We start from the raw sequence: 20,935 nt of genomic DNA on the forward strand, positions 1-20,935 counted from the left end.
AGAAATCTTAGCTACTATTTAAAATTATCTCCTAATATACTCGTTTAGCATATTAATAGATTCTTGAATCTCAGATTTATTAAATAATTGAATGCAATATGTCACTTCCTTGCATTTATCCTCAATTTCTTCTACTATCTTTTTTATATTTATATTTCCCCTTCCAATAGCTAAATGATCATCCCTCTCTCCGTTATTATCATGAATTGCTACATATTTTATATGTTCTTTTAATTCTTGTATCCATACTGATGAAGAATATTTCGATATATAATTAGCATGTCCTATATCAAATGCAAACTTAAAGTAATCAGACTTAATATAATCAAATAATTGTTTTAATAAATAAGGTTCATCATCCCATACATTACAATATAAACACATAACTTTCCTAGCTTCAGCATAACTTATTAACTTTTTCCAAAACTTCTTATTATTTTCTAACCACATATCTGAATAAGAATTAAATTTAACTAAATTATCAAACGTAGTAAAGAACAATATGTATGTCATATTATAGCTACTTGCTAAATCAATTAAAGTTTTAAATCTAGTAATAGTTATTTCTTTTATATCTTCATCTCCTGCTTCTGGCTTTATATCACGAATTGGTCCTTCCATACCTAATAAATCTGTAATTTTGCACTCTAAAGCTTCTTTTATAATTTCTTCTCCCTTTGATATACTAGCTGGGAAAATAAAGTCTGATAATTCTAAGAAATCATATCCTTTTATATTCTTAAGTTCACTTAAATCATCTTTATTAACACTTATTCCTAATTTCATAATTTTCTCCCCCATTTAAACGTTTAGTATAGAGTTCTTACAATACCTTTTTATTTTCTTATATACCAAGGGTTACAAAGTTTTTTAACGAAAAAACCATTACCACAATCTTACAATTAAAACTCTAACCAAAACAAATGAAAGAATATCATTGTATTAGCTTCAATTATAATCAAATACATATCATGGTTGCTAATTATGCTTTATGAACATATATTTCTATTAATCCTTTTGTAGATACATTTTATTGTAATCCCTCCAATTTTAATTAGACTTTTACCATAGATTTAATTGCTCTTTACTTAAAGAATTAAATTTATTCTTTCTATCAAAAATACATTCAAATATCATCTTTAATGGTACTAAATTTGGCTTATGACAAAATGCTTGTCCTAAAAACTTGATGGCATTTTTTCGATTTGCTTCTAAATTAATATATCCTAACGTCAATAGCTTACTATATATAGCATCTTCTATTATGTCACGGCATTCCTTTTTATCTTTAATAAACGGCAACTCCTTAATAAGTTTTAAACTTATTTTTCTGACTACTATTTTATCTAAACCTAACTTTGTTAATTTATCAATAGTTACACTATTACTTAAAATTTCATCCTTAGTTATCTTCTCTCTGTCAATAAATGCATATACACTATCTTCACTTTGGTAATACTTATAATGATAATCTTTATATAAAATAAAAGCAGTTTTGCTCAAAATTCTAAACAAAAATTCATTATCCTCACTTGTACCTAAATTTTCATTAAATAGACCTAATTCATCTAAAATTCTTTTTTTAATTATCATGGTATTAATATGATAACAATAAAAATATGTTTTCATAGTAAACTCAAAAAAGTCTTTTTGATATATTGTATATTTTTCTTTATCAACTGAATCTAATTCTTTCACGCTTTTTTTAAATAACTCTTTGTAAAAGTTATTTTCATCAATACCTATAAAATTCTCTTCTTTTCCTTCTTTCCATAGTGCAAATCCTAAATGAATTTTTTCCTCCATCATAGATGTCAATAAATCTTTCAAATGCGAAGATATCCATTCATCATCTGAATCAAGAAATGCTATATATTGCCCATTTGATTCCATTATTCCTGTATTCCTTGCACCAGCAATTCCTTTTTTTCTTTTGTTTAATATAAACTTTATTCTATTTTCATCTTTATAAATATCTTTTATCAAATCTTTAGTATTGTCATTTCCATAATCATCAATAATAATTAATTCCCAATTATCATAAGTCTGATTTAATACAGAGTTAATGGCACGCTTAATAATTTTAGCTCTGTTATAAGTAGGCATAATTATGCTTATTAGTGGTTCCATCTCTATCTTCACCTTCTATTACTTTCACATATTCATCAATGCTCTTACTCCATGAGAAGTCTTTTACCATACCTCTCTTCATCATATTATTCCATTTAACTTTATCCTTGAACATCAATTTTGCTTCTTGCACTGATTCATAAAGAGAATTGTATGACACATCTTTCATAACAAATCCAGTTCCATTTTTATCATCAAGTTTTATATCTTTCACTATATCAACCAATCCTCCAATCTTAGTAACAATAGGAATAGTTCCATATCTCATAGCGTACATTGGGGTCAATCCACATGGTTCATAATTTGACGGATGAAGTAATATATCACTTCCTGCTAGTAATTCTTCAGCTAATGAATCTGAGTATCTATTTAAATAGCGAAAATTTAATCCAACTTCTCTTTCAATTTCTAACAGTTGCTTATTTACTTTTCCACCAACACCACCTGCTGGCACACCACATATTATAATATCTACTCCTAAGGAAATTAAATTTTTCATACGTTTAACATAATCAAAAACTCTTCGATTCCCCATATTTATAAATAAATCCAATCCTTTTTGCTGGGTAAGTCTGCAAAGAATCAACAATAATGGTCTGGAGTTGGCTGTCTTAATATTATATTTTTCTTTAATCTTTTCTTTGTTTTTTACTTTATTTTCAATGTAGTTAGCATTATATGGTATAACCGTACTATTACTTTTATATGGATTCCATTTTTCCTCATCTATCCCATTTATAATACCTATTACTTCCTTCTTAGCTTTTTCAAAGTAATCCAAACCAGGATGAGCAACGCGTTTTTCTAATAGTTCACTCGCGTAATTCTTACTAACAGTAATTATATGATTAGCATAAAATATTGCAAATGCACTCATAGATATAGTTTCAGTATACTTAAGTATTTCATTTCCCATTATCCTAATATCATCTTCTAAGAAGTTAAATATGTCCGGATATAGCTGCCCTTGATGCTGGTAATTGTGTATAATATGCAAGGTATCAATGATATTTTCACTAATATTCTTTATATAAGGATATATACCAGAAGCATGCCAATCATGAGTTATAAGAACAACATTCTTGAAATTTATATCCTTAATAAAATGTGCTATACATTTACCAAAAAGTAAATATTCCAATCCAACATCTGTTAGATATGGTTTGTTACCATCTAAATACCCATCTTGCATTGCATAAGCTTCCTCCATTTTTACGAAATAATATATAACATTATCTCTTTTAGCATACAATACCTCTGCTTCATAACTCACTGCATTAAAGCAAATATTAAATACCTTATAGCTGTGTAAATTCTCTTTAATTCCCGAATAATATGGGGTTATAACAACGTTTTTCCAATTTGTCTTTTTGCTGAAGTACATTGGTAGACTTCCTATTACATCTCCTAATCCTCCTATTTTGGAAAAAGGGACAACTTCAGCTCCTATGTGAATAATAACTTTTTCATTAAAACTCATAATAAACTTTCCTCCATTTTATATTAAATTGCCTTTCTCAAAATAATAGATGACTTTCTGTTTACTTTTGCTTGATTACCAACTTCCTTGTCACTTAATAATTCAACAAAGTTTTCCACTTTTAAAACTTTATCAACATCTACACATATATCTTTATCAGATAAATTAGATATACAATAAATATGTTCATCTTTATATTCTCGTTCAATAATTAATACCTTTTTTTCATCATCAGCCAATCTTATATAAAAAGTTCCAAACTTAATTGCATCACATTTATTCCTAATTTGAATTAACTTTCTATACCACTGTAAAACTTCAGGGTTTCTATTTACAATATCCCATTTCATTGTTCTTCTATTATTAGGGGTATCATCCCCTTTTATCATTATTTCATCACCATAATAAATAACTGGATTCCCCGGTATAACCATTTGTAAAAAAATAGCATTAGTTATGTCTTCCTCATTTAATAACTTTCCTGAAAACCTTGGTACATCATGACTACTAAGAACATTCCAATTTTCAATACTTCTATTATGTGGATATATAAAATAGCAACTCATTAAATTATCTGCAAGTTCACTAATTTTTAACTTCCCGCCAGAAAAGAAAGGTTCAAAAGCTTTCCACCAGATTAAATAATTTGTTACACCATCTAACTGATCACCTTCTAAAAAAGTTCTAGAGTCTTTCCAATTCTCTCCAATTACCACAACCTCTTTATTTAGAGCTTTCATTTCTTTTCTAAAAAGTCTTAAAAAATCATGTGATAATTCAGAAGATACATCTATCCTCCAACCATCAATATAATATTTTTTTATCCAATATCTACAACATCCTAATAAATAATCCCTAACTTCCTTATTATCAAGATTGAACTGAGGCATTTCTCCATAATCCCACCAACAACTATAATTGGGTCTATTAGGCTTGAATTTTACTGGATATTTATATACTATATAATAATTTTTGTATTTCGATTTTTCTTGATTACGCAACAAATCATCAAACATCCAAAATTCTGTACCACAATGGTTTAATACTATATCCAATACAATTTTTATGTTCCTTTTATGAGCCTCAGTTACTAGCTTATGAAAATTTTCTTCATCTCCAAGCATTGGATCTATTTTCATATAATCTATACAATCGTATCTATCATTACTATTGGCATAAAATATTGGGGTCATGTATATGTATGAAATCCCCAGTTCCTTTATATAGTCAAGCTTATCTATTATCCCTTTTAAATTACCACCAAAGAATGCTTTTTTACGAGGTTCGCTATCCCAATCAAGCATTTCTCTCCCCTCAATAGTAGTTTGTCCACTTCTTGCAAAAGAATCAGGAAAAATATGATACACTACTCCAGTATTACTAATAGGAACATAATTAAATCTAACTAAACTACAATCAAATAATTTTTCTATCTTTTTATTTAGCAATTGATTTGCACAAAAATAATATATATTTTCCTTACTATATATTTTGAAGCAGAATTTTTCATCTTCTATTTTCTCTTTTTCTATAACACATCTAAAGTATTTTTTCACTCCATTTGTATAATGATTTTCGCATTTATATTCGGTTAATATGCCATTTTTATCTTCCACAATAAGTGTAATATTTTGAATCCATTCTTGATGTGATACAATTTTAATCTCAATATAACCACCTTCTATTTCAGCGATATAAGAAGGGGTTAATTCAAATTCGATTTGATTAAAACTCGTTGTTCCAATCCTACATATAGAATGCCAATTCTTTGCCCCATCTTGCATATTATTAGGATCTAAAAGAATTTTATCTTCTTCTCCCGCTATCTTGAAATGATAATATAAATCTCCTTTTGGGGCTTCAACCTCAACGCAAAACTTACCTTCGCCTAAACCTTTACACTTTTTAGTAAAATACCTACCCTCAGATGGAAGTGCCCCAAAAATTAATTCTTTTACATCAGGATCTGTATTTATAACAAATTCTTTTTTATATTTTTGCATGATATTAAATTACTACTCCTTTCTAACCTTTCCAAGATTAAGATTGCATAAATTTCACAAAAACTAATTGTCTTTAAATTATGATTCATATTAAAATATCTAAACCATACATTCTAATTCTTCGTATGTAAAAAATCCACATGAATTTTCATTTTCTAACCAATATTTTGATTTTTTATTTTCTAAGATATCATATATATTCATATCTGGAAGCTTTCCTAAAATATATCTATCATCTACTGGTTTCATATTTTCGTCTAATGCCCAAAAACAGCCTACCACTGTACCATCAGTTAAAATACCAATAGATCTTTTTACGGCTCTACAGTCTAATGTGTACTTTTCATGATTTGGTAGCAAGTATTGAAAATCAACTTTTATATTACCTTTTGCTGTAATTTCCTTAATATAATCAACCATTTGACAATATTCTTCATGTGTAGGTTTCAATTCACTGAAATATTTTCCTCTTCCTGAAGAGAAAAATCTTAAAATACTCCATTCATCAATCTTATTTTCTTCCAACCAACTATATAAATTCATTAGTTTCTCCTTTGATATATTATCTTTTGTAATAACTGTTTGAGCTCCTACAACAAATCCAGCACTTTCAAAGAGCTTCATTGCCTTTGCAGCATATTCGTGATATCCGGCTGGTCTCATTTTATAATGATAGTATGGAAGATAATCTAAAGTTATTTCTACATCATTTATTTTGCCTCTTAACCTTTCAACTATCTCTTCTGTTACAAATGCTCCTGATATACTTATTCCTACATTTTCTTTTCCTAATTTTTCAGATGCATATATAATTAAATCCAGATTTAACGGATCTATAAGAAGATCACCACCTGAAAAATCAATTCTAAAATCCCCTTCCTTTAGTTGATCAATTATCCTTACCTTACTATTAAAATCTAGTTCCCCTTGAAATCTATAATTTTCATCTCTTCCTAAGTTAATTTTTTCAAAGTCTTTTACGTACTTTGCCGATACACAACAAAACTTACAGTTCCATGCACATGCTCTTGTTAAATTCCAAATAATTGATTTTTTATTTTTCATATAAAATCCCTCCTCAAATTTCTTCCCTATTACCCATATTTTACCTAATGTATTTATAATCTTACACATTAAATACATATATGTCAACATATTGAATTATTTCATAATTATATATAAATTTACAATTATTAATTTTTGTATATTTTTATTACTTTTTTATCTTCTTTACAAAAGAATATATTTTTTAAAAAGCGTAAAATATACTATCTTTTAACTTATTTTTTTAAAATAAAGGAAGATTTTTGCTAAAGACAAAAATCCCCCTTTTTAGGAAATATATTTACTATTGTTAAATAGTATTATCAAATATATATCGAGATACATGCACCACAAACATGAAATGTAGTTAAAATATCTGATTTAGAAAAAGTGTGGAAAGCAAGAAGAATAATACATTAGGACTACTTATGAATATTAAAAAAAGTAGACTTACCAAAAAAATGATAAGTCTACTTTTTTATTTTGAATATCTTTTTAAAATTTCAACAATTAAATTCGTACAAAGATCCATTCCCTCTACAGTAATGTGTTCTGATTTTCCGTGAAATGCAAACCCTCCTGTTCCTAAGTTAGGACATGGCAAACCATTATAGCTAAGAGTTGCTCCATCAGTACCTCCTCTAATTGGTTCAATAACTGGAGTAATACCCAAAGTCTTCATAGCTTCTGTTGCATTTTCTATTAGATGCAAACAAGGTTTAATATGTTCAAGCATGTTTTTATATTGGTCTTTTATATCTATTTTTACAGTGTCTTCGCCATATTTCTCATTTAATATCTTTTCTAAGTGTATTAGAGTATCTTTTTTCTCTAAAAACTTTTCACTGCTATGATCTCTAATTAAAAACTTCATAGTAGCATGGGCTGTATCCCCGTTTAAGCTCTCTAAATAAAAGAATCCTTCATAATTTTCTGTATGTTCAGGTCTTTCAGTTTGTGGCAACATTGAATTAAATTCACAAGCAACATTTAATGCGTTAATCATTGTATTTTTTGCACTTCCTGGGTGAACGAGAACACCGTCTATTTCAACTATTGCTTTTGCAGCATTAAAGTTCTCATAAGAAATTTCTCCTTCTATTCCACCATCGATTGTATATGCAAAATCAGCACCAAATCCTTTTACATCAAAATGATCTGCTCCCCTTCCTACTTCTTCATCAGGAGTAAATCCAATGCATACTTTTCCGTGAGGTATATTTTCAGTTAATATAATCTCGCAAACTGTAAGAATTTCAGCTATACCTGCTTTATCGTCAGCTCCTAAAAGAGTAGTTCCATCAGTAGTTATAAGAGTTCTACCTTTTAATTCTTTTAAATTTGGAAATTTTTCTACAGATAATACCGAATTATCTCCTTTTAGTAAAACATCTTCTCCATTATAATTTTCTATAACTTGTGGATTAACACCTTTTCCGCTTGCGCTTGGCGCTGTATCCATATGTGCTATTAAACCTATACTTGGTTTTGTTTCATAGCCTTTAGTTGCAGGAATGTATCCATAAACATAACACTTGTCGTCAACTCGTACGCCTTCTATTCCAAGTTCCTTCATCTCTTCAACTAAAATATTTGCTAAATCAAATTGTCTTTTAGTTGTTGGAATTGTTTCAGAGCTTTCATCAGAAGTAGTGTGTACCTTAACATATTTTAATAAACGTTCATACGCTTTCATATATATTCACTCCTTATCCATTGTTTTCTTCAACTTATATACTACCACTATTTTAGATATATTTGTACATTTGAAAAAAAAATTATGGAAATAAACTTTTCATATTGTATTTAGTTTATCTCCATAACTTTTTCTTATTATATTAAATATTGAATAAATATTGTTGCAAGTCCTAAAAAGAAGAAAAATCCTAAAACATCAGTAACTGTTGTAACAAAAATTGCTGAAGCTAATGCTGGATCTATTTTTAACTTTTTTAAAATAACTGGTATTAAAAAACCAGACATTGTTGCAAAGGCCATGTTAAGAATCATAGCAATTCCAATTACAATGCCAAAAACAACATTTCTTTCCCAGAAATAACCTAATAATGCTATAACAGCTCCAAGAGCAATGCCTGTAAATATACCTACAAATAATTCCTTAATAAATATTCGTTTTGCATTTTCACCTGTTAACTCTCCAAGAGCAATACCACGAACTACTATTGTTAAAGATTGGGTACCTGCATTTCCACCCATTCCTGTAACTATTGGCATAAATGTAGCTAATGTTACTACTTGACTTATTGTTCCTTCAAACATCCCAACTACTGCTGCGGCAAGTATTGCAGTTAATAAATTTACAAATAACCATGGTAATCTACTATTTATCGAAATTTTTAGCGATCCATCTATTTTTTCTTCTCTATCAACTCCACCAAGACGATGAATGTCTTCTGTAGATTCTTCTTTTATTATTTCAATAATATCATCTGCAGTAACTATTCCAAGTAACTTGTTTTTTTCATCTATTACTGGCATAGTTAAAAATCCATACTTTTCAAACTTGTTAGCTACTTCTTCCTGGTCAATATCATATTTTACTGATATAACATTAGTGTTTGTTATATCTGATATTTTAGTCTCAAAATCTGAACTAACTAAATCTCTTAAAGATAAAACACCTTTTAATATTTCATTTTTATCTGTTACATATAGATAATATGCACTTTCAGCCTCTGGCGCTACTTTCTGCAAATATTTTAATGTGTCCTTTACAGTTTTATTCTCTCTAATTGAGATAAATTCTGTAGCCATGATACCACCAGCGGTATCTTTTTCATAGGTTAAAAGCTTACTTACGTCCTTTCTATCCTCTGCATTCATCTTTTCAAATATATGCATAGATTCTTCCTCGTCTAAAGTACCTACAAGATCAGTTAATTCATCTGAAGACATTTCTTCAATAATTTTTCTTTGCTTATTTTCAGAAAAAACTTTTAAGATTTCATACTTCTCTTCATCATCTTCTTCTTCGATTATATGCGCTATCATCCAATCTGGTAATCTATTTAATATATTATAAATTTCATTTTCATTTTCATGTATTATATCTAATATGTCTGCTGGATGTACATCTTCTATAATCTCATTTATTTCTTCATTCTTTCCATCAAGTAAAACTTTTAATAGTTCTTCTTTCATTTTACATACCTCCTTGATTTAGAGATAGATAAAACATATATTAAGCGTATAAATTTCATCTTCCTCTAATATTTTGTATTCATTTTTCCTTCTCAGACTACTACTAGGGTCCAAGTCCATTTACACCACCACCTTTTCTTTACTTACAGAATAAAAAAGACTTTTTAAGCTCTACCCTAAAAAGTCTAATATATCTTCTTTTATGTAGAGCTTTAGCACTATAAAGCTTTGACTTAAGCCAGCTACGTTAAAAATCACCTTTGCGATGATTTTTGTTAACCCATTGGAATCTCTCGATTTTTCTGGGTAGTAGCGTATATCTTTATAGGAGCCTCACCTAACAAATTATTTTTTTGTCCTTATATATAATATTCTTTTAGTTTAAATTGGTCAATGAATTTACGTATATAGAATATTAAAAATAAATTAAGATTATCTTAAAGTAGAAATTAATTTATCTTCTAGTTTTAATATCTAACTAAAAAAAGATACTATCATTATTAAATGACAGTATCTTTTTACTACTTTCTCTTATGCCTCTTATATAGTAAAACACCAATACCAATAGCTGCTATAGTAGCAACTGCAGTGCCAAGTTGTGCTCGGAAAAAGAAATCTTTATAATGATCATAAACTCTAACGTCGTAACTATCTTCATCAATAAAGTCATTTGCTTTTTCAAGTCTTCTAGCAACATAATATGCTTTTACGAACCTTTCTTTAGAAAAATTACTATCTAATCCTTCTTTCAATTTTTCCAGATATTCCTTAGTAAACTTCTTTGAATCAGGCAAGAATTCTTCATTATTATGTTCTTCAAAAACATTATAAGATTCTGCTAAATCTAAGGCTTCTTTAAAAACTTCACCTGGGTAATTTCGATTAATTAGTTCATCTCTTAGTATTCGTCTTGCTTTTTCTAAATTATTATCACTTATGGCCATTTTTAGATTCTCAATCATTTCCTCGCCTCCTACTATTTGCTTTAGTTTAATTTTACCATTAAAAACTAGTAAAATAAACCCAATTATACTTTTTTTAAGAAAATTTTAAGCATTTTTGCTGAATAGTTGGATATTATTGCAGGCAAGCAAGTCATATATTAAGAATTAACAAATTCTCCTCCGTTTACATGTATCGCTTCTCCAGTTATAAATGATGCCCCTTGGCTAGCTAAGAAAACATAAGCCTCTGCTAGTTCAACTGGTTGTGCTGCTCTTTTAAATGCTGTTTTGGAGCCGAATTCTTGTACATCTGAAGAAGGCATGGTGGAAGGGATTAAAGGAGTCCATACTGGACCTGGAGCTACAGCATTTACACGAATATTCTTAGGAGCTAAATTCTTAGCTAAGGATCTTGTTAAAGATACCAATGCACCTTTTGTTGATGAGTAATCAATTAAAGTTTCATTACCTTGATAAGCTGTAACAGAAGTTGTAATTATTATAGAAGAACCTTCTTTTAAATGTTTAATGCAATTTTTTATCATAAAAATAGATCCATAAACATTTGTTCTAAAAGTTTTGTCTAGCTGTTCATATGTAATCTCTTCTATGCTATTTGCTGTATGCTGTTCTGCCGAATTACATACTAGAATATCTATTTTTGAAAAAGAACTTATTACTGTATTAATAATACTCTGACAAAAAGTTTCATCACCAATATCACCTTTTATTAATAACGCAGTTCCTCCATTATTTTCAACTATTTTCTTTGTTTCCTCAGCATCCTGATCTTCATTCAAATATACTATTGCAACTTTTGCACCTTCTCTCGCATAAGCTATTGACACTGCTCTCCCAATTCCACTATCACCGCCAGTAATAACAGCTACTTTATCTTTTAATCTATTAGCATCAAATGTATATTCCCCTTGTTCAAATATAGGAACTGGATTCATTTTACTTTCTATTCCAGGTTGTGTATCTTGCGTTTGAGGAGTAAAATTCTTTGGAAAAGTCTTTTCAATCATAACATCATCTCCTTAATAATACTTCCTCATTATTATGTGTATATACTAAAATAATTATAGTTATAAAAAATAATGGACAATTAGTAATTATTCTAATTACTAGTTGTCCATAGATTTAATCCTCAAGAATATTTTTATTATTATATGAATAAACATTATAATCTTGCCATATTGTTTCTAAGTTAGTAAATATATCTGAAATGTTTTCTTTTTCTCTCATTCCAACTGCAATGATTAGTGCATTAATTACAGATAAAGGAGCAACTAAAGAATCAACAAATGATGCCATATTACTCTGAGCAATTAATGTAAAATCAGCTTTTGCTGCTAACGGAGATAATAAGCTATCAGTGATAGCAAGAACTTCTGCTTTCCTCTTCTTTGCAAAATCTAAAACATCAATAGTTTTAGTTGCATACCTAGGGAATCCAATTCCTATTACTAAATCACCTTCTGACACGTTTATCATTTGTTCAAATATATCAGAAATTCCATAACTAACAATTCTAACATTCTGTAAAATTATATTTAAATAAAAACCTAAAAACTCAGCCAAAGTAGTAGAACTTCTTAACCCAATTATATATATTGTTTTTGCTTTAAAAATAGAGTTTAGCACTTCATCAAAAGTATAAGGATTAATTTTTTCAAGAGTTGCTCTGATATTTTCCATATCTGCTTTTAGAACACCTTTAAGTGCATCACCTGTTGAAATAAAATCCTTAGAAAGTTCAAGTCTTTGTACTGTTGTTAATTTATTTTTAATAAGCTCCTGTAATGCTTTTTGAAGCTTTGGATAACCTGAGAACCCAAGTTCATTAGAAAACCTTACTACTGTTGATTCAGAAACCCCTACAGAATCTCCAAGCTTAGCTGCTGTCATAAATGCAGCCTTATCATAATTTTTCAGAATATATTCTGCTATAAGTTTTTGCCCCTTACTTAACCTTTGAAACTTAATTTGAATAATCCTCATTAAGTCCTTAACTTGATTGTTTACCTCGTTATCCATTAAATATTCACCCTATCACGCATTAAATTTTTATAACATTTGCAATTTAATTCTACCACCTTATGCAATTTTATTCAATAATAAAAATTGTATAATTATTCACACAAAAATTGTTTACCATCTATTTCTTTTCAACTATAACAAGCTTTGGAGGGTTATTAGTCCTATTTAAATAACTATGCACCATTACTCCATACTTGGACTTAGGTAACCTTTGAAGATATTCTAAAATGCAAGTTTCTTCTTTCTTTCCTTCATTATGCCCTGTATATATTGATATTGCAATAATTCCTCCAGAGGATAACAATTTTAAACCTTTCTTTATACTTTCTAATGATGTATTATGCTCAGTTGTAATGTTTTTATCCCCTCCAGGTAAAAATCCTAAATTATATATGATACAATTTACCTCTTCCTTTACATATTCATTTAATAAGTGATGAGAATCATTAATTACACTAACATTACTCTTTCCTTTCATTATATAATTCTCACATGCACTTTTTTGAATATCAAAGGCATATACTTTATTAAAATGTTCAGATAGAAAGTCTGTATCATATCCATTTCCCAAAGTTCCATCTATTGCAACCAGCTTATTTTCTAAAAATTCTTTTATTATGTAGTGAGCCAATACGCTAATGTCGCCTACGTACTTATACATTTAATCCCCCTTTATAAAGAAAAAACTTTTTCAAACATTATTGCATAGGAAATCAATAATTTGAAAAAGTTCTTTTAATTTAATTCTATTATACTTCTTTGCTTTTTAAAAAATCTTTTAATTCATGCAATTCTTTATCAACTCTATCAATTTTAGCATCATATAATTTTATATCTGTTTCTGATTTTGATTTTTCTTTACTATCCATTAAAAATTCTAGTTGAGAACATAGTTGCGCAAATTCCAAACATAGATCATAATATGTTTTCATAACAGACCCTCCCAATAATTGATATTAGTAATAAATTCACTTACTAGTACAATTATACACCCCTTAACAACATACGTCTCCAATTTCTAATACAAATATATTTGTACATTATAACAAAATTAAGAATCATAAATTATTTATATAATTTAGTTCTTCTATTGTTAAATTTCTATATCTCCCTTTTTCTAAATTTCCAAGTTTAATTTCTCCAATAGATACTCTCTTTAGTGAGATTACATCATGTTTTAATGCTGAACACATTTTTCTTATCTGCCTATTCTTTCCTTCATGAATCCCTATCTTGACTGTACTCTTTCCATCACTGAATTTAAGTAGTTCTATATTTGCAGGAGCTGTAATATAGCCACCTATATCTATACCTTTCTCAAATCTTTCAAGTTCATTTTTTCTAAACTCCCCTTTAACTGTGGCAATATATTCTTTAACAATTTTCACTCTTGGATGGATTATTTTATTATAGATCTCTCCATCATTAGTTAATAATAATAGTCCTGAACTATCATAATCTAATCTACCTATAGGATAAATTCTTTCATCAACATCTATTATATCTAATACGGTTTGTCTATTTTTTTCATCCTTAACTGATGTTATGTAACCCTCTGGTTTATTTAGCATTATATACAATTTCTTTTCTTCTGGTAAAATAATTTCTTCATCATATTCTACTTTATCAATGGCTTCATTAACTTTTATACCTAATTTATCTATAATTATTCCATTAACCTTAACTTTTCCTTCTAAAATGAGTTCTTCACACTTTCTTCTAGAAGCAACTCCGCATCTTGCCATATACTTTTGTAGTCTTTCTTCCATTAAAATATCACTCCATGATTATATTTAGTTTGATTATATCCTTCTACTTAAAAAATATCAAATATAAAATTAAATGAGTAAAGGGTATCAAAATGATACCCTTTAAGTTTACTAGAACCAGCCGCCTCGGAATCCTCCGAATCCACCGCAACCGAAGCCGCCAAACAATAATAATATCCACAAAAATGGGAATCCACCGCAGTTACCAAACCCACCACAGTTGCCAAATCCACCACAGTTACCGAATCCACCACAATTATTAAAGCCACCACAACAATTGTTTCTGTTATTATTGCAGCAACAGTTATTTGTTCTACAGCAACATTTTGACATAGTTACTCAACTCCTATTCATTAGATTACTATATTGTATTCTTAAAACAAGAGTTTTGTTCTACATACTTTAATTTAACATAAGAAACTTTAACTAAATAAACTTTTTCATTAGTTTCCTAATTAATCTTTGAAAAATAGCAGCAATTACTCCAATTCCCACAATCAATGATAAAGCTATAATGGTACCATTAATAGTTCGCACCTGGCCAAAATATATATCTTGTAAATAAACTACTGCGTACATTGAGGCTATAATAACAGTAATGAGTAACATTATGCTAAAAGAAAAAGTCCAATAAAATATTTTCTCCACTATTTTAAAATTGAAAAATTTGTTTATATTATTTATTATAAGTTTCTTGTTTATTAACCATGTTAATAAAAAGAAAATTCCAGTAGCGAATATAATCAAAATAATAGCTAATATTTCTTCAACGTGCCCAATCATTACAACATTTTTATAGTTTAATACATAATCACTTACTATGTGTAACATTTTTGAAATGAAAACTCCCACTTCTCCAGGAAATAAGGAATAGCCTTTAAATACATCACTTAAGTAAAAACACATTGATAAATCTACTATAAAAACAATAGGAGTGAATATAATTAAAAAAATTGTAATTCCACTATTTGAAAACAAAGTATCCATTAATACTAAATAGCTAATAAAAGCTAGTCCGCATACAATTAACCTAATAATATCTTTAATTAGCGTAGGCAACCAACCTACTGAAATCATTAAAACTTCTCTCTCTCTATAATAGATACACAAATAAATATATATATATATTAAAGTTAAAATTGTAAGGCTTATAAGAAGAAATATAATTTGATTTTTCTTAATCTCTTCTTTGCTATATGGGCCACTTGTTAAAAACGTCAAATTATTTCTTTTATTTATTCCCGTAATTAACACATATATCATAAATAATACAAATAGTTCAACAAATATATAAAAAGCACTACCTCTGCTAATCCTATCACCTTCTAAAGAAGAAATTCTAAATTTCAAATAATTAATTGAATCAATAGATCCAAAATAGTTAGCTACTGCAAAGATAATTGAGCCTAAAATCAATGCCCATTTTCCTGAATGATAGTATTGATACAATAATGCTTTATTATATAATTTCTTCATCTAACTCCTCCTTTTCAACCTTATATATAAATATATCTTCAAGGCTTAAATCAACTTCTTCTATAAAAAGAGGCTTAAATTTCTTAATTTCGTCTATGAGATCTTCTCCAAAGTTATCAGTTATTATTGTAAAAACTCTACCTACCCTGGTCATTTTGAAAATGCCATTAAAATTTAAATCTTCTTCATAAACTGGTGAATCAAAAGCAATCTGTAATTTTTTTATCTTCTTCTTCATATCTTCTAATGTATTTTTATATGATATTTTTCCTCCATCTAAAATAGCAACATCATCGCATATTCTTTCAAGTTCGCCTAAATGATGAGAGCTTATGATTATAGTTACCTGCCTTAAAGCAACTTCATTAACTAACAACTTTAACAATTTATTCTTTAATATTGGGTCTAATCCCGATGTAGGTTCATCCATAATTAAATATTCAGTTTCTGATGCTAAAGCTACAAGTAAAGCTACTCTCATCTTCATACCTTTAGATAGCTGATAAAAATGTTTTTTTAAAGGTATATTAAATATTTTATTTAATTTATGAAACTTATTTTCATTAAAGTTTTCATAGGATAGCTTATAATATTTTAATATATCTTTAACTGTAAAGGAGGAAAAAAAGTTATTTTCATCTGCTACATAAGAAAGTTTCATTTTAATTCTAGGTGAATTATAGACATTTTCTCCATCATATAAAATCTCACCTGTACTAGGCTTATAAATACCAGTTAAACATTTAATTAAAGTTGTCTTTCCTACTCCATTTGGACCAATCAACCCATAAATTTTCCCTTTTTCTATATTTAAATTAATATTATGCAAAATTTCTTTATCATCCAACTCCAAAGAAACATTTTTAATTTCTACCATTCTCTTCCTCCTGAATATTTTCAAAGATTTCTGTCTCCATTTTTACGATTTCTGCTAAAGTTAAATTAAGTCTTTTAGCATTACTTAATAACTTTGCTATATCTAATTCAAGAATCTTTTTGCTTTGTACTTTTAAAATACTATTTGCACCTAATTTGACAAAGGTTCCTTTTCCTATAATGGTTTCTATAAGCCCGTCCCTTTCTAAACTTAAATAAGACTTACTTATAGTATTGGGATTAACGCTCATAATATAGGCTAACTCACGAACTGAAGGTAACTTATCACCTTCCCTTAATGCATCTTTCAAAATAAGTTCCTTAATTTTTAATTTAATCTGCTCATATATAGGGATTACACTCCTACTATTTATTTGGATCATTTTTATTACCTTGAGAATTTATCATAAAATAATCTATAACCCATCCTTCGCCTTCATCGATAAATACAACATCCATATCAATCTTATTTACACTTTTGTCATATAAATCTTCGCTAGTCCCAGTAAGACTGCAAGCTTCAATCTTTTCAGTCTCTTTAAAGCTATTTATGTTTCTTCCTAAAGAAATATACTTGGCCTTAATTCTTTCTTTATTCTCTTCATTATTCTTTTCATTGTTCACTCTAACATTAAGTTTAGAATAATCTATTGCAGGGCAAGTCACTCTTTTTCGCTTAGAAAGACATTCATAAAATGAATCGCTATAAATAATATTACCATGAATTTTACGATTATCTTTAAAAGCTGCTAAAGGTTTCGAGTTTAATTCAGCAATTACTTCATCAGTAGAATTATAGTGCATCTTTTTTTCATAAGAATGAGATTTTCCAACGGTTGCAAGTATTACTGTAATTATTATTAGTATTCCAACAAGTGTTAAAACCTTGGATTTTTTCATTTTATTCCCCCTTTTAAATTATAAAAAGTGTACTAATAACAATAGTACACTTCAAGTTTAAATATATTTACCACATTATTCAATTAATTTCATCTTATTATTTCTTAAGTATTCCTTAAGAATCTTTTTTTATAGTAAATTTTCAACTAAGCATAATTCATCTAGCTTGCATAAAAGCTCCTTATAAGATGTTTTTATATAATCATTTTTATATAAATCTTCATAACAAACCTCATCTGGATTTATTTTAAGAATTTTAGTACATTCATCTCCATAGATTTTATATAATATACTTGTAAACCCTGTTTTTACTTTCTCGTAAGATTCATTATCCCCTAATGTCCATGCATTAATATCTCTATTAACTTTTTCTATAATTCCATACAATTGATAAATAGCACTTAATTCTTTTAATGTGTATTTGTCACTTAAAGAAGCAACTGCTTCAGAATACTTTCTATTTACCGGCAAAATATATAAATACTTCTTTTCCTCACTTTCATTTTGAAGACTCCTTATGCTCTGAAAAAGTGCTGTAGAAATATCCAACCTTATCACATTAGCATTGTTGCAAACTGCCTTAGCTCTATAAGTATCTTCATATTTTCGGTTCTCTTTAATAATCTTATATTCTTCTCTAATTTTTTCAACATGCATTTTTCGGCTTATTTTCCAACTGCAAAACGCTCCAACCAAAGAACCTGTAAGAATAGATAAGGCAGATATTATAGAAGTGATAAATTCTATTGGCATTTTAGCTACTCCTTTCCCTTTTTTCTTCTAGATTTAGTATGCTCGAAAAAGCATAAAAATACTTCTATCTTGATTTTTTCTTAAATTGTACATTCATATATTATTATGTATAATAGGTATATTAAATAATTTTAGGAGGGTTTTAATGTTCGGCTATGTAGTTCCTCTAAAATCAGAACTTAAGGTTAAAGATTTTAATCAATTTAGAGCTTATTACTGTGGGCTATGCTTTAGTATAAAAAAACACTTTGGCAATATTCCTAGAATGACTTTAAATTATGATATGACTTTTCTTGCTCTACTTTTAGATGGATTAAATCCAGATAAAGTCAAGGTAGAATATAAAAGATGTATGTCGCATCCTACAAACAAGAAACTTGTGGTACTAGATAATAATGCTTTAAGCTATGCTGCAAATATGAATATTTCATTAGTATATTTTAAAATATTAGATGATATTAATGATGATAATGACTTAAAAAGTAGAACTTTTGCATTAGGTTTATCTCCATATAAAAAAAAGTTTTCTAAATCAATTACTCATATTAATGAAATAATAAAGGAAAATCTAAGTAATCTAACAAAACTTGAAAAATCAAAAAATTTTACTTCTATCGATGAAATATGTGATCCTTTTAGTATAATTGTAGGTAAAATTTTAGAACTATATCCACATAAAATAATTGATGATTCAGAAGAAACTAGAAGCAAGCTCTATTCTTTAGGTTATTCATTAGGTAAATGGATCTACTTAGTTGATGCTTTAGATGATTTAAAAGATGATATGGAAAAAAATAAATTTAATCCATTAAATTATCTATATAATAAAGATAATTTGCCTTATGATAAATTTTTTCAAACTATTAAAAGTAGATTAGAATTTAGCATACTTAATTCTGCTTGCACATGTAGAGATATGCTAAATGAACTAAGTCTTGAAAGAAATAGAGAAATTCTCGAAAACATAGTAAACTTAGGACTAATGGATAAATACACTAACGCCGCTAACGGTTGTAAGTGTAAAAAGAATAAAAAGAAAGATTTACATAATGCCTATATATAAGAATTCTTCAATTATGGTATAATCATAATTAAAGAAGATTAATACATACTTTATGAATACGAAAGGAAGTGACTTAGCCATGAATCCATATGAGGTTTTAGGTATCAAGCCCGGTGCTTCACAAGAAGAAATCAAAAGTGCCTATAGAAAATTAGTTAAACAGTATCATCCAGATCAATTTACTGATAATCCACTTCAGGAACTTGCACAAGAAAAGTTAGCTGAAGTTAATGAAGCATATAGAATTTTATCAAGCGGAAATGGAAACAGCAATAATTATTCAAGTAATTCTGGAAGCTCATCAAGTTATACTAATAGCGGAAACTACTCTCAAGAATTAGCACAGGCAAGAGCTTGTCTTCAGAGAAGAGATACAAGAGGAGCCGAAGCTATATTAAATAGAGTTACAGATAGATCAGCAGAATGGTATTATTTAATGGGAGTTGTACATATGAACAAAGGATGGTATGATTCTGCTCTACAAAATATTAGAACTGCTTCTAATATGGATCCTAATAATTTTGAATACAAACAAACCTTACAACAATTAAACTCAAGAACTATGAATTATGGAAATCCATACAGAACTACTCAAAGCTCTCCAAATGCATGCGATTGTTGCATTAATCTTTGGTGTCTAGATAGCATTTGTGAATGTATGGGTGGAGACTTAATCGGTTGTTGCTAATAAATTTTTAAAGGAGGATGTTTATGAAAACTAAAGATATAACATTAGGTGGCATAATGGTTGCGTTAAGTATAATAGTTTTATATTTAACCAATATTATAACTATAAATACCTTTGCAATATTGACTGTTGCTTCATGTTTTATACCTATTACTATTATTAGAAGTAATATAAAAACAGCTTCTTTTGTATATATTGCAAGCACTATCATCAGTTTTTTCATCCTTCCAACTAACCGTGCAATTATGTATGGAATATTTTTTGGAGTCTATGGTATAGTTAAATATTTTATAGAAAAAATAAATAAACTTCCATTAGAGATTTTATTAAAATTAATTTTCTTTAATATAGTCTTAGTAATTAGCTTATTCTTCATGTCATCTTTACTAGGTGATTTAGAAATAAAGTTACCTATGTGGGCTTTATTTCTAGCAGGTCAAGTAGTATTTCTTATTTACGACTATGCTATTACTGTAATTATAAGCTTTTATCTTGAAAAATTTAAAAGATTAAAATAGAAGAAAATCGAGTAGGAGGTAGATAATTATTTTATCTACCGACCTCTCACACCACCGTACGTACCGTTCGGTATACGGCGGTTCAT

General features: G+C 28.2%; 22 protein-coding genes and 1 riboswitch. Of the genes, 3 read left to right on the forward strand and 19 right to left on the reverse strand.

What is annotated here, in order from left to right; genetic code table 11:
- Window positions 1-24 precede the first annotated feature (24 nt).
- The 19 genes from FAY47_RS05080 to FAY47_RS05170 all read right to left on the reverse strand — a co-directional run bounded on the left by FAY47_RS05080 (window position 25) and on the right by FAY47_RS05170 (window position 18,580).
- Window positions 25-786 carry a sugar phosphate isomerase/epimerase gene (locus FAY47_RS05080; protein ID WP_185966725.1) on the reverse strand — a complete coding sequence of 254 codons (762 nt, stop codon included), beginning with the start codon at window positions 784-786 and terminating at the stop codon, window positions 25-27.
- Window positions 787-1,062: 276 nt separating this feature from the next.
- Window positions 1,063-2,142 (reverse strand): glycosyltransferase family 2 protein, encoded by a 1,080-nt coding sequence (locus FAY47_RS05085; RefSeq protein ID WP_207706220.1) that lies wholly within the window; start codon window positions 2,140-2,142, stop codon window positions 1,063-1,065.
- Window positions 2,093-3,610: a glycogen/starch synthase gene (locus tag FAY47_RS05090; RefSeq protein WP_143315355.1), complete on the reverse strand. Its 1,518-nt coding sequence runs from the start codon at window positions 3,608-3,610 to the stop codon at window positions 2,093-2,095. Before FAY47_RS05090 ends, FAY47_RS05085 begins: the two co-directional genes overlap by 50 nt.
- A gap of 23 nt (window positions 3,611-3,633) precedes the next feature.
- Window positions 3,634-5,613 carry a glycoside hydrolase family 13 protein gene (locus tag FAY47_RS05095; protein ID WP_185966726.1) on the reverse strand — a complete coding sequence of 660 codons (1,980 nt, stop codon included), beginning with the start codon at window positions 5,611-5,613 and terminating at the stop codon, window positions 3,634-3,636.
- A gap of 99 nt (window positions 5,614-5,712) precedes the next feature.
- Window positions 5,713-6,678: a radical SAM protein gene (locus FAY47_RS05100; RefSeq protein WP_185966727.1), complete on the reverse strand. Its 966-nt coding sequence runs from the start codon at window positions 6,676-6,678 to the stop codon at window positions 5,713-5,715.
- Between the two features lie 457 nt (window positions 6,679-7,135).
- The gene (gene pepT, locus FAY47_RS05105; RefSeq protein ID WP_143315358.1) at window positions 7,136-8,353 is read right to left on the reverse strand and encodes a peptidase T; all 1,218 of its coding nucleotides are present in this window, start codon (window positions 8,351-8,353) and stop codon (window positions 7,136-7,138) included.
- 137 nt (window positions 8,354-8,490) lie between these two features.
- The gene (mgtE, locus tag FAY47_RS05110) at window positions 8,491-9,819 is read right to left on the reverse strand and encodes a magnesium transporter (RefSeq protein ID WP_143315359.1); all 1,329 of its coding nucleotides are present in this window, start codon (window positions 9,817-9,819) and stop codon (window positions 8,491-8,493) included.
- A 190-nt stretch (window positions 9,820-10,009) separates the two neighbouring features.
- Window positions 10,010-10,171, reverse strand: a riboswitch (M-box (ykoK) riboswitch).
- Window positions 10,172-10,340: 169 nt separating this feature from the next.
- Window positions 10,341-10,781: a hypothetical protein gene (locus FAY47_RS05115; protein WP_143315360.1), complete on the reverse strand. Its 441-nt coding sequence runs from the start codon at window positions 10,779-10,781 to the stop codon at window positions 10,341-10,343.
- A 140-nt stretch (window positions 10,782-10,921) separates the two neighbouring features.
- Window positions 10,922-11,791: an SDR family oxidoreductase gene (locus FAY47_RS05120; RefSeq protein ID WP_143315361.1), complete on the reverse strand. Its 870-nt coding sequence runs from the start codon at window positions 11,789-11,791 to the stop codon at window positions 10,922-10,924.
- 115 nt (window positions 11,792-11,906) lie between these two features.
- Window positions 11,907-12,803 carry a MurR/RpiR family transcriptional regulator gene (locus tag FAY47_RS05125; RefSeq protein ID WP_143315362.1) on the reverse strand — a complete coding sequence of 299 codons (897 nt, stop codon included), beginning with the start codon at window positions 12,801-12,803 and terminating at the stop codon, window positions 11,907-11,909.
- 121 nt (window positions 12,804-12,924) lie between these two features.
- Window positions 12,925-13,467, reverse strand: coding sequence for a class I SAM-dependent methyltransferase (locus tag FAY47_RS05130; RefSeq protein WP_143315363.1), 543 nt, complete (start codon window positions 13,465-13,467; stop codon window positions 12,925-12,927).
- 88 nt (window positions 13,468-13,555) lie between these two features.
- Window positions 13,556-13,738 carry a hypothetical protein gene (locus FAY47_RS05135; protein ID WP_143315364.1) on the reverse strand — a complete coding sequence of 61 codons (183 nt, stop codon included), beginning with the start codon at window positions 13,736-13,738 and terminating at the stop codon, window positions 13,556-13,558.
- Window positions 13,739-13,864: 126 nt separating this feature from the next.
- A complete protein-coding gene (locus FAY47_RS05140; RefSeq protein WP_143315365.1) occupies window positions 13,865-14,575 on the reverse strand; it encodes a pseudouridine synthase in 711 nt (236 codons plus the stop codon).
- Window positions 14,576-14,686: 111 nt separating this feature from the next.
- Window positions 14,687-14,908, reverse strand: coding sequence for a hypothetical protein (locus FAY47_RS21125; protein ID WP_143315366.1), 222 nt, complete (start codon window positions 14,906-14,908; stop codon window positions 14,687-14,689).
- Window positions 14,909-15,001: 93 nt separating this feature from the next.
- Entirely contained in the window at window positions 15,002-16,051 is a 1,050-nt protein-coding gene (locus FAY47_RS05150) for a hypothetical protein (RefSeq protein ID WP_143315367.1), read from the reverse strand.
- Complete coding sequence (locus tag FAY47_RS05155; protein WP_143315368.1) at window positions 16,035-16,928, reverse strand: ABC transporter ATP-binding protein; 894 nt, start codon at window positions 16,926-16,928, stop codon at window positions 16,035-16,037. The genes FAY47_RS05150 and FAY47_RS05155 overlap by 17 nt, the downstream gene beginning before the upstream one ends.
- Complete coding sequence (locus FAY47_RS21130; protein ID WP_143315369.1) at window positions 16,915-17,310, reverse strand: GntR family transcriptional regulator; 396 nt, start codon at window positions 17,308-17,310, stop codon at window positions 16,915-16,917. Before FAY47_RS21130 ends, FAY47_RS05155 begins: the two co-directional genes overlap by 14 nt.
- The gene (locus tag FAY47_RS05165; protein WP_143315370.1) at window positions 17,294-17,827 is read right to left on the reverse strand and encodes a hypothetical protein; all 534 of its coding nucleotides are present in this window, start codon (window positions 17,825-17,827) and stop codon (window positions 17,294-17,296) included. Before FAY47_RS05165 ends, FAY47_RS21130 begins: the two co-directional genes overlap by 17 nt.
- Before the next feature lie 129 nt (window positions 17,828-17,956).
- Window positions 17,957-18,580 (reverse strand): hypothetical protein, encoded by a 624-nt coding sequence (locus tag FAY47_RS05170; protein ID WP_143315371.1) that lies wholly within the window; start codon window positions 18,578-18,580, stop codon window positions 17,957-17,959.
- 145 nt (window positions 18,581-18,725) lie between these two features.
- On the opposite strand from FAY47_RS05170, the gene FAY47_RS05175 reads away from it, so the two are divergent.
- The 3 genes from FAY47_RS05175 to FAY47_RS05185 all read left to right on the forward strand — a co-directional run bounded on the left by FAY47_RS05175 (window position 18,726) and on the right by FAY47_RS05185 (window position 20,849).
- Window positions 18,726-19,643, forward strand: coding sequence for a DUF5685 family protein (locus FAY47_RS05175; RefSeq protein ID WP_143315372.1), 918 nt, complete (start codon window positions 18,726-18,728; stop codon window positions 19,641-19,643).
- Between the two features lie 79 nt (window positions 19,644-19,722).
- On the forward strand, window positions 19,723-20,331 hold the full coding sequence (locus FAY47_RS05180; RefSeq protein ID WP_143315384.1) for a J domain-containing protein: 609 nt from the start codon (window positions 19,723-19,725) through the stop codon (window positions 20,329-20,331).
- A 23-nt stretch (window positions 20,332-20,354) separates the two neighbouring features.
- On the forward strand, window positions 20,355-20,849 hold the full coding sequence (locus FAY47_RS05185) for a hypothetical protein (protein ID WP_143315373.1): 495 nt from the start codon (window positions 20,355-20,357) through the stop codon (window positions 20,847-20,849).
- The last annotated feature ends 86 nt before the right edge of the window (window positions 20,850-20,935 follow it).

Source organism: Clostridium sp. HBUAS56017, from assembly GCF_007115085.1.
GTDB classification, from domain to species: Bacteria; Bacillota; Clostridia; order Clostridiales; family Clostridiaceae; genus Clostridium; species Clostridium cibarium.

Bases quoted from the DNA above. Each gene is read 5' to 3' on its own strand.
- FAY47_RS05130 (WP_143315363.1), bottom strand. From the start codon at position 13,467: ATGTATAAGTACGTAGGCGACATTAGCGTATTGGCTCACTACATAATA.
- FAY47_RS05165 (WP_143315370.1), bottom strand. From the start codon at position 17,827: ATGAAAAAATCCAAGGTTTTAACACTTGTTGGAATACTAATAATAATT.
- FAY47_RS21125 (WP_143315366.1), bottom strand. From the start codon at position 14,908: ATGTCAAAATGTTGCTGTAGAACAAATAACTGTTGCTGCAATAATAAC.
- FAY47_RS05150 (WP_143315367.1), bottom strand. From the start codon at position 16,051: ATGAAGAAATTATATAATAAAGCATTATTGTATCAATACTATCATTCA.
- FAY47_RS05170 (WP_143315371.1), bottom strand. From the start codon at position 18,580: ATGCCAATAGAATTTATCACTTCTATAATATCTGCCTTATCTATTCTT.
- FAY47_RS05100 (WP_185966727.1), bottom strand. From the start codon at position 6,678: ATGAAAAATAAAAAATCAATTATTTGGAATTTAACAAGAGCATGTGCA.
- FAY47_RS05090 (WP_143315355.1), bottom strand. From the start codon at position 3,610: ATGAGTTTTAATGAAAAAGTTATTATTCACATAGGAGCTGAAGTTGTC.
- FAY47_RS05175 (WP_143315372.1), top strand. From the start codon at position 18,726: ATGTTCGGCTATGTAGTTCCTCTAAAATCAGAACTTAAGGTTAAAGAT.
- FAY47_RS05155 (WP_143315368.1), bottom strand. From the start codon at position 16,928: ATGGTAGAAATTAAAAATGTTTCTTTGGAGTTGGATGATAAAGAAATT.
- FAY47_RS05095 (WP_185966726.1), bottom strand. From the start codon at position 5,613: ATGCAAAAATATAAAAAAGAATTTGTTATAAATACAGATCCTGATGTA.
- FAY47_RS05185 (WP_143315373.1), top strand. From the start codon at position 20,355: ATGAAAACTAAAGATATAACATTAGGTGGCATAATGGTTGCGTTAAGT.
- FAY47_RS05135 (WP_143315364.1), bottom strand. From the start codon at position 13,738: ATGAAAACATATTATGATCTATGTTTGGAATTTGCGCAACTATGTTCT.
- FAY47_RS05125 (WP_143315362.1), bottom strand. From the start codon at position 12,803: ATGGATAACGAGGTAAACAATCAAGTTAAGGACTTAATGAGGATTATT.
- FAY47_RS05180 (WP_143315384.1), top strand. From the start codon at position 19,723: ATGAATCCATATGAGGTTTTAGGTATCAAGCCCGGTGCTTCACAAGAA.
- FAY47_RS05120 (WP_143315361.1), bottom strand. From the start codon at position 11,791: ATGATTGAAAAGACTTTTCCAAAGAATTTTACTCCTCAAACGCAAGAT.
- mgtE (WP_143315359.1), bottom strand. From the start codon at position 9,819: ATGAAAGAAGAACTATTAAAAGTTTTACTTGATGGAAAGAATGAAGAA.
- pepT (WP_143315358.1), bottom strand. From the start codon at position 8,353: ATGAAAGCGTATGAACGTTTATTAAAATATGTTAAGGTACACACTACT.
- FAY47_RS21130 (WP_143315369.1), bottom strand. From the start codon at position 17,310: ATGATCCAAATAAATAGTAGGAGTGTAATCCCTATATATGAGCAGATT.
- FAY47_RS05115 (WP_143315360.1), bottom strand. From the start codon at position 10,781: ATGATTGAGAATCTAAAAATGGCCATAAGTGATAATAATTTAGAAAAA.
- FAY47_RS05080 (WP_185966725.1), bottom strand. From the start codon at position 786: ATGAAATTAGGAATAAGTGTTAATAAAGATGATTTAAGTGAACTTAAG.
- FAY47_RS05140 (WP_143315365.1), bottom strand. From the start codon at position 14,575: ATGGAAGAAAGACTACAAAAGTATATGGCAAGATGCGGAGTTGCTTCT.